Origin of the sequence: Microcystis sp. M179S2 (assembly GCF_020245805.1) — a bacterium.
Lineage (GTDB): Bacteria > Cyanobacteriota > Cyanobacteriia > Cyanobacteriales > Microcystaceae > Microcystis > Microcystis aeruginosa.
This window is the reverse complement of the sequence record NZ_JADBUE010000358.1, coordinates 1-14,041: the sequence shown is the minus strand read 5'-3', so window position 1 is coordinate 14,041 and position 14,041 is coordinate 1. Positions and strand designations below refer to the sequence as shown.

General features: G+C 45.1%; 9 protein-coding genes and 1 pseudogene. 2 read left to right on the top strand and 8 right to left on the bottom strand.

Annotation, left to right across the window (positions count from 1 at the left end; genetic code table 11):
• Window positions 1-152: 152 nt before the first annotated feature.
• From IM500_RS22425 to IM500_RS24640, 3 genes are all read right to left on the bottom strand, one after another.
• Window positions 153-2,099, bottom strand: a complete 1,947-nt coding sequence (locus tag IM500_RS22425; protein WP_287739565.1) for an alpha-amylase family glycosyl hydrolase — start codon at window positions 2,097-2,099, stop codon at window positions 153-155.
• Window positions 2,100-2,199: 100 nt separating this feature from the next.
• Window positions 2,200-4,011 carry a GMC oxidoreductase gene (locus tag IM500_RS22420; protein ID WP_190719765.1) on the bottom strand — a complete coding sequence of 604 codons (1,812 nt, stop codon included), beginning with the start codon at window positions 4,009-4,011 and terminating at the stop codon, window positions 2,200-2,202.
• A 736-nt stretch (window positions 4,012-4,747) separates the two neighbouring features.
• Window positions 4,748-4,984: a thiamine pyrophosphate-binding protein gene (locus IM500_RS24640; RefSeq protein WP_044034713.1), complete on the bottom strand. Its 237-nt coding sequence runs from the start codon at window positions 4,982-4,984 to the stop codon at window positions 4,748-4,750.
• 196 nt (window positions 4,985-5,180) lie between these two features.
• Between IM500_RS24640 and IM500_RS22415 the strand changes: the two are divergent.
• Window positions 5,181-5,660 (top strand): annotated as a pseudogene (locus IM500_RS22415) (transposase); the annotation flags it as partial.
• Between the two features lie 58 nt (window positions 5,661-5,718).
• Here IM500_RS22415 and IM500_RS22410 read toward each other — a convergent pair.
• On the bottom strand, window positions 5,719-6,270 hold the full coding sequence (locus IM500_RS22410; protein ID WP_190719762.1) for a TolB family protein: 552 nt from the start codon (window positions 6,268-6,270) through the stop codon (window positions 5,719-5,721).
• Window positions 6,254-6,535: a photosynthetic electron transport-dependent transcriptional regulator PedR gene (gene pedR, locus IM500_RS22405; RefSeq protein WP_108937575.1), complete on the bottom strand. Its 282-nt coding sequence runs from the start codon at window positions 6,533-6,535 to the stop codon at window positions 6,254-6,256. Before pedR ends, IM500_RS22410 begins: the two co-directional genes overlap by 17 nt.
• A 502-nt stretch (window positions 6,536-7,037) precedes the next feature.
• Here pedR and hisA point away from each other — a divergent pair.
• Window positions 7,038-7,799 (top strand): 1-(5-phosphoribosyl)-5-[(5-phosphoribosylamino)methylideneamino]imidazole-4-carboxamide isomerase, encoded by a 762-nt coding sequence (gene hisA, locus IM500_RS22400; RefSeq protein WP_193960408.1) that lies wholly within the window; start codon window positions 7,038-7,040, stop codon window positions 7,797-7,799.
• Here hisA and IM500_RS22395 read toward each other — a convergent pair.
• From IM500_RS22395 to IM500_RS22385, 3 genes are all read right to left on the bottom strand, one after another.
• Window positions 7,796-9,583, bottom strand: coding sequence for a beta-barrel domain-containing protein (locus tag IM500_RS22395; RefSeq protein ID WP_287739564.1), 1,788 nt, complete (start codon window positions 9,581-9,583; stop codon window positions 7,796-7,798). The genes hisA and IM500_RS22395 overlap by 4 nt on opposite strands.
• Window positions 9,584-9,777: 194 nt before the next feature.
• Window positions 9,778-12,747 (bottom strand): peptidase domain-containing ABC transporter, encoded by a 2,970-nt coding sequence (locus IM500_RS22390; RefSeq protein WP_190719753.1) that lies wholly within the window; start codon window positions 12,745-12,747, stop codon window positions 9,778-9,780.
• 76 nt (window positions 12,748-12,823) lie between these two features.
• Window positions 12,824-13,585 (bottom strand): peptidylprolyl isomerase, encoded by a 762-nt coding sequence (locus tag IM500_RS22385; RefSeq protein ID WP_190719750.1) that lies wholly within the window; start codon window positions 13,583-13,585, stop codon window positions 12,824-12,826.
• Between the last annotated feature and the right edge of the window lie 456 nt (window positions 13,586-14,041).

Sequence of the window (14,041 nt, the reverse complement as noted above, 5' to 3'; positions counted from 1 at the left end):
TAGACCTCTTGCAAAAGTCTTAAGTCGATCCTTGTACAGCAACATTTTTGAAGATTATCAACTACTAATAAATAATTAACTGAAAGTCCCTCCCATTATTGTTTCTATCGTTTGTTTTCGGATTTATGCAAGAGGTCTAATGAGTACAGGAACTATGGTTGATTTATCAAAATCAAAAATTCCGATGCTGGAATCGGTTGAATTTCAACGTAGGCAATTTTATCTTGTCGTTGTACCGGGACTGTTGATCCCACTTTATGAGGACCCGTGTAACCCGGAACCGCCGCTTCAGCCGTATTCAAAACCACTGTCATAGTGCTTCCGATTGGGTTGAGATTGGCATCCACCAACACTTTCGCTCCTCGATTATCCGTTCCATGACTGTTTAGCGCACAAAGTGCTTCTTCGTCATCTAAAACCCGTGACCAACCGATAATTTCTCCACTCCGTCCGTGATCGCCAAAGGGTAAGTTCAGAAAAGGGATGGCGGTTGGTCGTAAATATTGCCGTCCTAAGCGCAGCACTGGAAACTGTTTACGGATTGCCGCCATAGCTCCAATCCGGACATAGGCTGGATGATTGGAATCAAAACAATGAGCACCTGCTGTCCCAAATGGCCCAAAGCCAGGTAAGTTTTGATCAACGGATTGCAGGCCCGCCACGCCGAATTGCCGGGGATGCTCTGGACCAAACATGGCCTCTCGCAAATAGCGATCGCATTTCTTCCAGTCGGATAACCACTTCCGTTCAGCCGTTTCTGGCCCTGCCAATGCCTGCTCTGTTCCAGCGTAAATGCAGGGAATCCCCAATGTGAACAGTTGCAATGCCACCCCAGCAACGACCTGATGATCTGATGCAGCTTCGCTGGAAAAGCGGATTTTTTCACCAAATACATGATCGTGATCGTCCAAAATTGAAACATGCCGCCGTCCGAGGTTCCGGTGTGATCCCATTACCGCATTCCCTGGATCAAACCCGTTAAAGTAAGCTCTTGGGTCTATCAGCCCTTTGGCAACCTGATTAAGATTCCCCCGCATCTCGCCAATATCCAAGGCAGCATTTAAGTTCTGCCCTACTATATCTAGATAGCGGTCTTGGTTATAGTCTCCGCCTGCTATTTCTCCCACTAAAAAGAAGTCACTCTTGCCCAAATTAGCCGCAAACTCCTTAATCGTTCCACAAAAATTTCGAGCTTGATCATAGGTCACATGCTTGAGCGTATCAATCCGAAAGCCATCGCAGTCTGTCAACGCGATCCAGTATTTGTAACACCGGGCTAAGTTGTCTAAAAGATGAGGATAGTCTAACTGGAAATCACGCAAATTAATAAAATCTGAACGCCGGAATTCGGCATTGGGATCCTCCAAATCTCCCCGCCCCAGGCCTCCCTTGCTATAGCCGGCCCGACTATAGCAATCTGCTTCCTGGAGTTCGCTCGGCCAAACCCCGTCCGCGTTAGTTCGAGGCTTCCCTGCAATGATTTGTCCCTGATCACCTAGCCATGAGCCAAACTGATACCAACTCGACGTATAGGGAGGTTTCTGTTCTCCCCTAGGAGTACCCGGAGCATAGTCCCAGTTATATCCGGAATGGTTAAAAATGATATCGAGGATAATGCGTAATCCCTTCTTGTGGGCTTGATTGACCAGACCAACCAGCTCCTGGCGAGTCCCAAAGCGAGGATCAACCTCTAAAAAATCCTGAATACCATAACCGTGATAGGTATTCAAGTGACCCCGTTGCTGAAAGATGGGTCCTATCCAGATTGTTGTTACCCCTAGTTGGTTTAGATAATCTAGCTTCGACTCTAATCCTTTAAGCGTTCCTCCCTGCCAGCGATCGCCGCCTGACTCTGCCCATTTATCAAATCGCCAAGACTGTCCATTTGGCAGATTAGGTCGAGACTGATTCAGTTGTTGACGATTCAGCAGAGGACGTGTGTTTTCTTTCCCATCACTAAAACGATCAGGCAAGAGAAAATAAAGCACTTCATTTCTCCAATCCGCAGAGGAAGGGTAATAACTCTCACGGCGAGGTAAAGAAAAATCGTTTAGACTACCTGGTCGCGGTTTGGCTAGATTCTGATCGGCAAATTTCATTAGGAATTACCTCAAGATTGATGAATATTGTTCCTTATCTATTTTTAGCAACAGGATATCTATGATTAGGCTAACCTTGCTGATTCTAAATAGTTGTAAGCTATTTTGACTTATGCACTTCATTGATATGCTCGGCCAGTCTGAGGGCTAGAGCACCCAACGTAAGCGAAGGATTTGCTGTGGGAATGTGCGGGAAGACCGACAGATCACAGCAGTACAGATTATCATACTCGTGAAATTTTAGGTGCTTATCAACAACACTTTCGCCGAGTTTCCCTAGCCGTAGAGAGCCACCAGTGTGGTAGGTCTCGGATTCTTCTCGATATTGAAGAGGCTTTTCTACCTCAGAGAGATCAACGCCCAAAAATTCAAACACTTTTTTCTTCAAGGCATTTGCTTCCACTTCTAGGGGACGATCCTCCATCGGTGCTACATAGACCTTGGGGCGAATATCACCAAGCTTGACCCAGTTAGAATCGTTCAGCTTTCTGGGAAAAAGAAACTTGATTTTAGCAGTAATGCGATCATCATTTTCAAACTCCTCTCGGAATAAATCATCATCCTCATAGCGAGGCTCCCAAATCCGAGGGTTAATCGCAAGCTCACAACTAAAATGATTATTTTCCTTTTCTAAGTCATGGTTGGGCAGAATAAGAATTTTAACTTGGTCTTTTGCAGTGATCAATGTCTTCATTCCCATCTGTGGGATGACAAAAGATTGTTCTGCTGCCTGGTGATCAGTAAGACCAATACCGATTTTTCCGCTTTTATCGGACAGATCACTTTTAAGAGCAATACAGGGACTTTCTGTGGCTCCAGCCGCTAAAACAATGACCTTTCCTCGATAGCTTCGTTTGCAGTGATTGATGAGATCTTCACAACATACCTTAGTTACCCTGTGTCCTTCCCATTCAAGGTGGGTAACTAAGTGATTGAGATTGATGGTAATATTTTCTCCGCCAGTCTTCATCTTTGGATAACTGACAGAGTTGAGTAATAGAGCTGCGGTGGAGAAGTAACCCCTTGGGCGCTCATCTGGATTACCTTGACGCTTTGTAATCCATGACATTTCTTGATGGAAACTTCGAGGTAGGTGCTGCACATCATAATCTGGCAGTTCCTCTTCCAGACGAGCCCGAAAGACTTTTTCGTAGTTGTTGTATTCAGTTCTCTTTCGGAAAAGCCTTTCCGCTTTTATATATCCACCCAGTTTTAGGTAGTCAACAATCTCTTTATCCCACTGTTCAAAGTCCCATTTGTTCATCCGGGGAATCAGAGCTGACCAATATATCGATCGCCCTCCCAAGTTCAGGTGTACATCTTTTTTCAGTACTGATCCTGGTGCGTTGTCGTATGCTACCGATTTTCTGACATCCACCTCCGAAGCGGGAATAGGTGTATTGCCAATATGAGAAGGTAAATGAACTGATCCAGCTTCTAATACGAGGACTGACAAGCCAAAATCCGATAGTTGATCGGCAACGATTCCACCCCCCATCCCAGAACCAATGACGATGACATCATATTTCTGATCGGTATCTAAATTGCTAGGCACATATCGACGGGAAAAGTCTGTTTCTTCATTAAGTAAGTTTTCGACAGCGTGGAGATACCTCTTTTTATAGCTGGGAAATGAAATATTTTGATCCGTAAACTTGACTTTTTGCGAATTATCGTAAGAAACGACAATCGGATTCTGCTCCATCGTAATATCCTCATTAACATGGAAGCAAAGAGTAGCCTTATCCGCATCCGAAGGTAAAGAAATGCGGTACTGCCATTCATGGTTAGTATACTCCCCCCTGATTGGTCTCTTTGAAGACAACGATTCTTCACAAGAAACAGTAACCTCATTCGCAGGGATATGCTTCGTAGTTGCAAAAACGACCGTGAGAACTTTTTTTCCTTTCATAAAATTTCTCCAAAGTATATCTTTAGGGGGTATCAAATAGCCAGAGGCATTAAATAAGTTTAAAAAAAAAGTAATTTTCTCTTTTTTTAAACCTATATCTAGAAAATAAGTAGGGAGGCACAATTATTTGTCGGATGGGTTAGCGGTAGCGTAACCCATGCGGGCGTTGGGTTCCATGCTTCAACCCAACCTACGTTTTAGGCTGAGTACAAGTCAAGTAAATTGTACAGTCTTAGGCATATTTTCCGATCAAACTAATTATCCTATAGTTGCAGCCCAAATTAACTTATACACTTTATTGCCAAGGTGGTGTCTTGTGGTTTTGACATACCCCACGCCGTAAACGGACGTGGATTCTTCTCGCATCACTGCTGTGAATTTATGGCTCAACGAGTCCACTTGAATTAGATTCCTGGCGAAATCCAACTCAGAGGTGGTTCTCTCCTCAGACTTTCGCGACCTTACAGAAGCCTGTTTTCGGGATCCCCTACGATACAGTTCAAAACCTCTAAAATACTTGGTTTCTCTGGTACTTGGTGCTGAGAATTTTTACCTATAGGATCATTTCCCTATAGAACCCCATAACTCTAGTTTTTAAGGTGCGTTCATCGGTTGATGACTGGGTTTTTTAAGCGGTTGCTTACCCGGCCCCCTATTCTTAATAGCATACATCCTATCAAGTCGCCCTAAAAGGGCGCGGCTTTAAACCCAATTTTTCGGTAAATTCGTCCCCTAGCTAGTTATTGGTCAACGCAGCTGCGATCGCCGTCACCCTGTTGGTCACACCTGGCCCACCGAGTCCAATACAAACACCAAATCCTTGCCTCGCTCTGGCATAACCGTCAGCTATAAAAGCCACCCCTCCTTCATAAGCCGCCACAACTGCCGTCATGTTGTTCGGACAATGCTCGACGAAAGGGTCAATACTGCTGCCAGGAACCAAGAAAATATGTTCAATACCCTCCTGTTTCAATGCTTAAAGAACGTATAGCACTACATTGTTTTCTGTCATAAAAATCGTCAATTCAAAAATGAAACGCATCAACCTCAAGAGTTGACAAAGAAAGGCTCCGCCAATTCAAAAATGAAACGCATCAACCTCAAGAGTTGACAAAGAAAGGCTCATCAGGTACTGTCTGATCATTAACAACAACAAATCAGACCCAAAAATGAGCCGAAAACATCTTAACGTAGAACCAAGAAACTTGCTCTACCAACTTAGTCAAGAGGGAAATTTATCTCAACGGCAAATGGCCGTCTGGCTCGGATGTCATCAAAGCACGATATCACGAGAATTAAGAAGGAATCAAAGTTCCCTCGGCTGCTATCTACCTGACACAGCACAAGCTGAAAGCGAGACGCGCCGAAAAAATGCCAAACAACCCTTTAAAAATGTCAGCGAGTCGGCCTTAGAGTTGGTGAAAAAAGGACTGAAAGATTATCATAGTCCCGAACAAATAGCAGGTCGTCTGAAAAGAGCCAGTCAAGAATCTCTCAGTCACGAAACCATCTATCAAATGAATGATCGATCATAACTACCCTTGACTGTGGAAAGTATCAAGAATACCTACGCGGCTGGACGAGGAAAAAGAAAGAGTCGAGACGGAGCAAAAAGTAAGCGTGGAGGGATTCCGGGGCGTGTGGATATTCTCCTCTCCCATCTCCCATCTTCCCACACCCCACACCCTTCTCCCTTCTCCCCCAATACTATCGGGACGGGGAAGAATTGATCGGGGGTAAAGAAGGAGAAATTTCGCCACCTCGATCGAATATTTCCAGATTCCATTGACCGAAACGATTACTTTCAAAAGCAATAAAACGACCGTTACCACTAATCGTCGGACGACGCACTTCTCCTAAAATATTTTCGGTGATATTTTTTGCTTGCAGGGTTTGTCGATCATAAATATATATATCGGGTTTACCGGACTGTTCCGACACATAAACAATATAGCGACCATCGGCACTAATATCCGGTTGATCTTGATAGGTTTTTGCTTGATTTAACCCCGGTAGGGGAACTAAACGATTAGCCACTCGATCGAATAAATAAATCGTTCGTTGACCCCTGCGATCGGAGGCAAAAACCAGATAACGACCATCGTAGTTAAAACGGGGATTATCTTCAGAGGAAGGGGTATTTAAAGTATTTCCTAAAAGCTGTTGGGGAGGGGTGACAAAACCCGCATCACTACATCCCCCCAGACTGATGATATTAACCGCAAGCAAAAGTCCCAGAAGTTTAGGAAACCTGATCATCAGTCGGCGCTGGGGAAGGAAGGATACAACAATTAATATCATCAAGACAAACTTTACCCCAATGCAATGCCCAACGCACCAATTCCACTCGATTATCGGTTTTTGTTTTTGTCAAGATATTACTAATATGATTATCAACGGTACGCTTACTAATCTCTAGCTTTTCCGAGATTTCTTGATTAGTTAAACCATTAGCCACTAAATCGAGTATTTCTAGCTCTCGATCGGATAATGAAGCGGCTGTTTGAAACTTCCCAGCAGACATAAGTATAATTCCTCTCGTATATGTACTTATCATTCTAGAAGAATTTTTTCCCCTAGGAATCGATAATCAATCAGTAATCAGTGATCAGTAAACAGTAATCAGTGAAAAGACAGCACTGTTACTGCCATTTGATGATGCACACTTAATACATACTGCTCACTTAATACTCAAAACCTGACAGGGGGACAAGCTGGCTGAACTCCTTACAGCACAGGCTTTTTGGGGTGTTCGAGCGAAAAAGTTCGATGCAGCTCACCCCCCGTTGTTGACAAAGATTTCTAGTAAGCTCGCCTAAATCCCTGATTCTCTCCTTAGCTTTTTGGCTGAAAGCGATGTATCTGTTTGTAACTGAGGAGCCTCAAAACCTTTGTGGACAATGCTTTGAGAGGGTTTGTTCCCCTGTCAGACTCAAAACTGATCACTGATCACTGATCACTGATTCAGGGCTGACGGCTGGTACTATATAATAAAAAACGCTCCTTAGTTAGATATTGAGAAAAACATGGAAGTTATCCCCGCTATTGATATTCTCGATGGCAAATGTGTGCGACTTTATCAGGGAGATTACCAACAATCGCAGGTTTTTAACGATAATCCCGCAATAGTGGCGCGAGAATGGGTCAATCAGGGGGCAACCAGATTACATTTAGTTGATTTGGATGGAGCCAAAGAGGGTAAATCGGTTAATTTGTCAACTATTGAAACAATTCTTAATGATATTGCCATTCCCGTACAGGTGGGGGGTGGACTGCGAGATCTAGAAACGGTGAGTAATCTCCTAAAAATCGGGGTAGAAAAGGCGATTGTCGGGACAGTAGCCGTAGAAAAGCCCGAATTAGTCAGCGAACTTTGTCAAAGCTTTCCGGGGCAAATAATCGTCGGTATTGATGCTCGCGATGGCAAAGTAGCCACCCGGGGTTGGTTAGAAACTTCTGCGGTAGATGCGATCGCTCTTGGTCAAGATATGGCAAAAAGAGGAGCCAGTACGATTATATACACTGATATTCATCGAGATGGCACCCTTTCCGGCCCTAATCTCGCCGCTTTGCGAGAATTAGCCGAATCTGTCGAAATTCCCGTGATCGCCTCTGGGGGCATTAGTTCCCTGACGGACCTACTGAGTTTATTGTCTTTGGAACCTTTAGGAGTAACGGGAGTAATCGTGGGCCGCGCCCTTTATACCGGTGCAGTTAACCTCTCGGAAGCGATTAGTGCGATCGGATCAGGCCGTTGGCAGGATCTACCCCCGAATTTTTTCGCTTAACGGACTTGTTTGAGAGTATCCACCTGTTTATTGAACATATCGGTAAATAGTCCCAAAACAGTGCGATTTTCATTGACTTTGATGTTAACGCTCACGGACATCCCCGATTGCAGCGGCAGAGTGGATTTATCTTTCAAAACTAACTCTTGACTGTTCAAGCTTACCCGGACAGGGAACCGATAAAAACGGTGATTTTCGTCGGGAGGTAAAGCATCGGAACCGATCGAGATTACTTCTCCCTTAATATCGCCGTATTCACTGTAGGAAAAGGAATCAATGCGAATATCGGTCTTTTGTCCCACGCGCACAAAACCGATGTCTTGGTTAGTCACGTCCACCTCTGCCACTAAACAACCTTTAGCGGCATCTTTGATCTGGGTGGGACAGCCATCGGGAACAAGTTTTAATAATGCTTCCGCTTGACTCGGTTGGGGAACAAACCCAGGCCGCGCCTTGAGATCAAAGACCACACCATCGATCGGGGCGGTAATTTTTTGATATTTAATCGTCTGTTGTGCTTGACTAATTTGACTATCTAACTCAGCAATGCGCTTGTTGTTATCAATGATAATGCGACTGATCTGACTATCGATTTCAGCGATCCGTTTGTAATTGTCCGCCATTTTATCGCGCACATCTTTTTCCGTGATTACCGTGGTGTTAATCAGCTTTTCTCCCGCTTGGGAGATCAACAGGGAATAACGCTTTTCTTCCTGTTCCAGGCGGGAAATTTCGGCGATGCGGGTTTGTACTTCTTTCTCTTGTTTTTCTCGATCGATTTCGCCGTTAGCCTCTTGCTGCTGTAATTCATTCTGGCGATCAGTTACCGATTGTTTTTGTTTATTAATCTGATAACGGGCGACCGCCCCTTCTTCTGCCAAGGGTTCAATATCGTTAAGAATATTACGCTCGATATCCAAGCTTTCTTGGCCCTGTTTCATCGAATTGGCATTACGAGTCTTAATTTCTTCTAAGACTAAGCGATCTTTGATTAATTGCGAGCGGGCATCGGCCAACTGTACCCTGGTTTGGGCCAATTGTTTTTCTAATTGTTCCATTTCCAATCTAGCGGCCGCTTGTCGAGAATTAGCCTCCCGTCGGGCAGCCGCTAGACGGGCTAATTGCTCCCCTTGTAAAGCAGAGCTAGAAGCACCTTCACTGACCTGTGCTTGATAAAGTTGATTTTCCGCCACTAAAGCGGCACGATTACGGGCTAAATCGGCGATTTCACTCGGTAATTTTAATTGAGCGATCGAACTCTCCACTTGTGCCGGTGTCAGATCCTGCGCCATTAGGAGACGATAGAATTGATTTTCCTTCTCGGCAGTGGTGCGAATTGTTCTCAAGGATTCTAACTGCACTTGCGAGGCACTGGAATCCATTAAAACCAGTACATCACCTTTGTTAACTCGATCGCCGTCTTTAACTTTAACTTCCTGTACTACCCCATTCACCGGTGCTTGTACTTCTTGCACTTTCCCCTGGGGTTTAAGTTGTCCTTGAGCGCCGACCACCTGCTCGATTTTGGCGAGTGCTGACCAAATTAAAGCGGCAGTGGTGACACTCATTAATGTCCAGATAATCGTCCGCGACCAAATGGGCGATTGTTTCAGGATCACCGATTGTTCTGGTGGGCTGAAAGTGGGTAAAGAAGGGGTAATACTTTTATTTTTCGTGGTAGTAGCCACGTTTTTACCCGCTTGGGTCAGTTCATCGCTTTTACCTTTGCCGTTGCCGTTGCCATTGCCGTTGCCGTTTTGACCGTTGTTAGAATTACCGTTCATGAAGATTCTCCTATATTTAGGGTTTGCTGAAAAAGTTTTTCGTGGGGGTAGGGTGTTGGGTGTGGGGTGTGGGGTGGTCACTGCGTGCGCGTTGCGGGGGGTTTTGGGGTATTAGTTGAAACTTCCCCATTTCCCCATTTCCCCATTTCCCCATTTCCCTATCCCCTATCACCTAATCCCTGTCTCCCGACTGACTAGATTTGCGAATCCTGTTGTTTATAGAGGGTATAGTAAAGGCCTTTTCTGGCCATTAATTCCTCGTGGGTGCCTTCCTCCGCTACTGTCCCTTTATCCATCATGACAATAATATCGGCGGATTTGATCGAAGCTAAACGATGGGTAATAAAGAAGACCGTATGATCTTTGAAAGCTTCTTTGAGATTCAGACACACTTGCCGTTCGGTGTTATAGTCGAGGGCGCTGGTGGCCTCATCAAGAATGAGAATTTGCGGTCTTTGCAGGACGGAACGAGCGATCGCAACCCGTTGTCGTTGTCCCCCCGATAGGGATGCCCCCCGTTCACCGACACGGGTATTATAGCCATTGGGCAGGGTCATAATAAATTCGTGGGCCGCCGCCGTTTTCGCTGCCGAGACAATTTCCTCCACAGTCGCATCGGGGTTAGTCAGGGCGATATTTTCCTGTACCGTACCGTCAAATAATAGGGTTTCTTGGGGAACCATGCCGATTTGACGACGGAGGGAATAGAGTTCCACTTTGTTGATATCGTAGCCATCGATGAGAATCCTTCCCGATTCTGGTTCGTAGAGACGGGCTAACAATTTAGTAATGGTACTTTTCCCGGCGCCACTTTCCCCCACCAAAGCGACAAAAGTACCGGCGGGGAATTCTAAATTGACGTTGTATAGTTGCAGGGGTCCGTGGGGATTGAAGCGGAAAGCGAGGTTTTCGTAGGTGACAGTGCCTTTAATTAAGGGCATGGGGATATTTTGGCGATCAAGTTCCGCTTCTTGGGGAGTATCGACGATATCGGCTAATCTTTCCAGGGATAAGCCGGTTTCTTGGAAGTTTTGCCAGAGTTGGGTCAAACGCAGAATCGGCGAGGTAACGTAGGAAGCGATAATCCGGAAGGCGATTAATTGACCAAGAGTGAGTTGTCCGTCTAAAACCAGGGCTGCTCCCACCCAAAGCACTAATAAACCCGATAATTGGTTAAAGAAGTGACTAAAGGAACCGGCCAAAGTTGAGGTCATTACCGTTTGAAAACCTTCGGCCACATAGCGCGCATAACGTTCTTGCCACTGCCAACGGGAACGCAATTCGATATTCTGTGCTTTCACCGTTTGAATTCCTGTCATTACCTCCACGAGATAGGATTGGGTTTCGGCGTTTCGTTCGGCTTTTGCTCGCAGTTGTCGCCGCACGATCGGTGCGAAAATAGCTGTGGAGAGAACTAAAATCGGCACGACTCCCAGGGCCCAGAAGGTTAAAATCGGGCTATAGATCAACATAACCACGATGTATATAACCGAGAAAATGGCATCTAATACCACCGTTAGGGCTGTACCTGTTAAAAATTGCCGAATATTCTCTAATTCGTTGATTCTTGTCGAAATTTCCCCCACTGGCCGCCGTTCAAAGTATTTCAGGGGTAAGCGCAGCAGGTGATCGATAATTTCTGAACCGAGGGTCATGTCGATGCGGTTAGTGGTATCGACAAAAAGGGATGTTCTCAAAAAGGTTAAAATTCCCTCAAAAACGGCAATTACTAACAGGAAAACCCCGAGGGTATTCAAGGTTTCCGGGCTATTCTGCACGATCACTTTATCGATGATCACCTGAATCATCAAGGGATTGGCCAGGGCAAATAACTGCACGAAGAAAGAAGCGATAAAAACTTCTATTAAGACTCGTTTATGTTTCTTGACAGAAGGCCAAAACCATGATAAGCCAAAACGCTGTTGCTGGGTGTGTTTGGTGGGTTTAAGCAGAATCACTTCCCCTTTTTCGCCCCAAGATTCCAGAAATTCGCTGGTTTTGCGTTTAATTATCCCCCTTTGGGGAACAGCGATCGTGGTTTCCCGTTGATTAATTTCGTAGAGGATAACGATGCTGTCTTGCCAGCGAATTAGGGCAGGAGGGTTGATATTGGGCAAGGAAGAAGCATTTAGGGGTACTAATTGGCTATGGAGTCCCACTACCTCGGCTACAGCCCCACACAGGGGCAGGGAAAGGCTGCCGGTTCTTTGCAGTTGATCCCCTAGGATGCGTTGGATCACGTCCTTGCGAAAGGGGATATTAAAATATTTGCAGAGCATCTGAAAACAGGCACTCACCGCCTCTAGTTCCGTTTTTCCCCCGAAAAAAGGATATGACTTGCGGTTTTTCTCGACAGTTTTTTCAATGGCGATATCGCTGGTGATGTCGCTTATTTTGCCTTGAGGGATATCTAATACCTGGGTGGGTTTATTTCCCTTGATGACTTGGGTTTCTAGGATATCATCCGTTTCTGTTTCCGCGGTCGCTTCGGTGGCAACTGTCAGGAATTCTTCTAACTGGTCGGAGGAAAGACCTAATAAGCGGGTGTTAGTCGGATTGTTCTGGGTGATAACTGTGCCAGTAGGATAATTATCGCTATTTTCGCTGACTAACCAGAGATAATCATCGTTAATCTGGTTGTAGGACACACAAGCTTTGTTTAAAAGAGCCTGAGCAATTTCTTTCAGGTCCCCCCCACCCCAGGCCTGTTGATTAAGATAGGAGCCTAGGAGAGCATAAACTTCAGCGATCGAGGTTTCTTTAAAGAAATGTTCCTTAAATTCGGGGTAATTATTGATTAAAGACCAAAAATCCTCTTGTTTTAAGGTTAAACAGATCGTGACTTCCGAAGAAGCGATCACCGTTTCACAGGGGGTAGCGCGCAGAAGACTGATCCACCCGAATAAATCCCCCGGCTGTAATTTAGCCAAAGTGACCGGCAGCGGATTGTTTACCCTAGCATCGTAACCCAAAAGTCTGCCCTCTCCCTCGTAGAGAAGGACGAGGTGGGAGGGTAAGCGGTCGCACTTGAGGATCGCATTGCCCATCTCATAGCGAAGGGGTTGTAATTTCTGACCGAGGGAACGTCTAACCTCGACGGGCAGGCGATCGAAGGGCTGTACGGTCTCCAGAAAGGCGGTAAAATCTAAAGTGGTATAACTCATTGGCTAGGCGAAAATTGACTAGGTTGGCAAATAATTAGGCGAAAAGACTAGGTTTACCCAGTGTTGCAAGGAAATGCTATATAATCGATCCCTGCTCGCTATTGACTGGGTTTGATTCGGAGATAAATTTCACTGTTTGCATTTGAGCCGTTAACCATTGTTGGAATAAATCATTGCGTAAGCGTTGACGGGTGGGAGGATCCAGTTCACAGGATAAGTATTTTTCCAGCCGCACAATCACCACCCATTCTCCCACTTGCGTCGGTGGCCACAGTTGTCCCGGTTTACTTGCCTTGAGAATTTGCCCGATCTGGGGATGGGGGGCGCTCAGTTCCACCGGTCCGATTAGTCCTCCGGTTTCCGCTTCTGAGCCTTGGGAGTATTTTTTGGCTAGTTCAGCGAAGCTATTTTCTCGATCCTGTATCCGGAAAAATATTTCCTGGGCAATGCCGATATTTTTTGTCCGAATCAGCGAATAAACCACCTTATCCAATTGATTTTTGACTTGCAAGAAGTAGGATTCTACTTTGTTATCCCAAGTCTCCTGTTTAAATGTTTCCAATTTAATGTCCCGCAGAATTAGATATTCTAGTTGTTCGGAATCCATCCCGTTTTGTCGTAACCAGGATTTCATTTGTTCATCGTTGGCAATTTGATTATTTTGATAGAAACGGGAATAGGCGGCGTTTCTTTCTTCGGGATTGCAGGTGATATTGGCGATCGCTTGCTCGATAATTACTTCCCGGATTAACTGGGGTAACATACCATATTTTGCCAAAAGAGGCAAGACCTGTGACTGGTTAATTTTTTGGTCGCCGATTTCAATAATTGAACTCATAATAAATACATTTTCCTCTCAGAAATGTTTAAAACTATCAACTCTAGGAGCTTCTAAATTTTATTGAGGTGATTATACGTCAAAACAGCAATTTTAAGGCACTCCCCCCTATTTTAATTTTAGTTTTCCCCGTGAAAGCCAAAAATTACAGAAATTAAAGAAATAAGTCGGTCATCTTGGCGGGGGTGGTGAGGGGAAGTGATCCGGGTCCGGCTGATGGGTTCGCCCAAAATGCTGCTCAGCAACCCCTAATTAGGGTCTGCTGAAAAAGTTTTTCGGGGGTAATGATTTGGTAGTAGTGGCGTAGCCCTCTTGCTTACCTGGTATGAATTGTGTAAAATATTTATGAATAAAAATAATTGGAACCCGCTCAGTCTTTAAACCTCTAGCTTGATCATGACTTTTCTGATAAATATCTTTTTCTGGCTCCTGTCTGGCTTACTCAAATATCAGTCT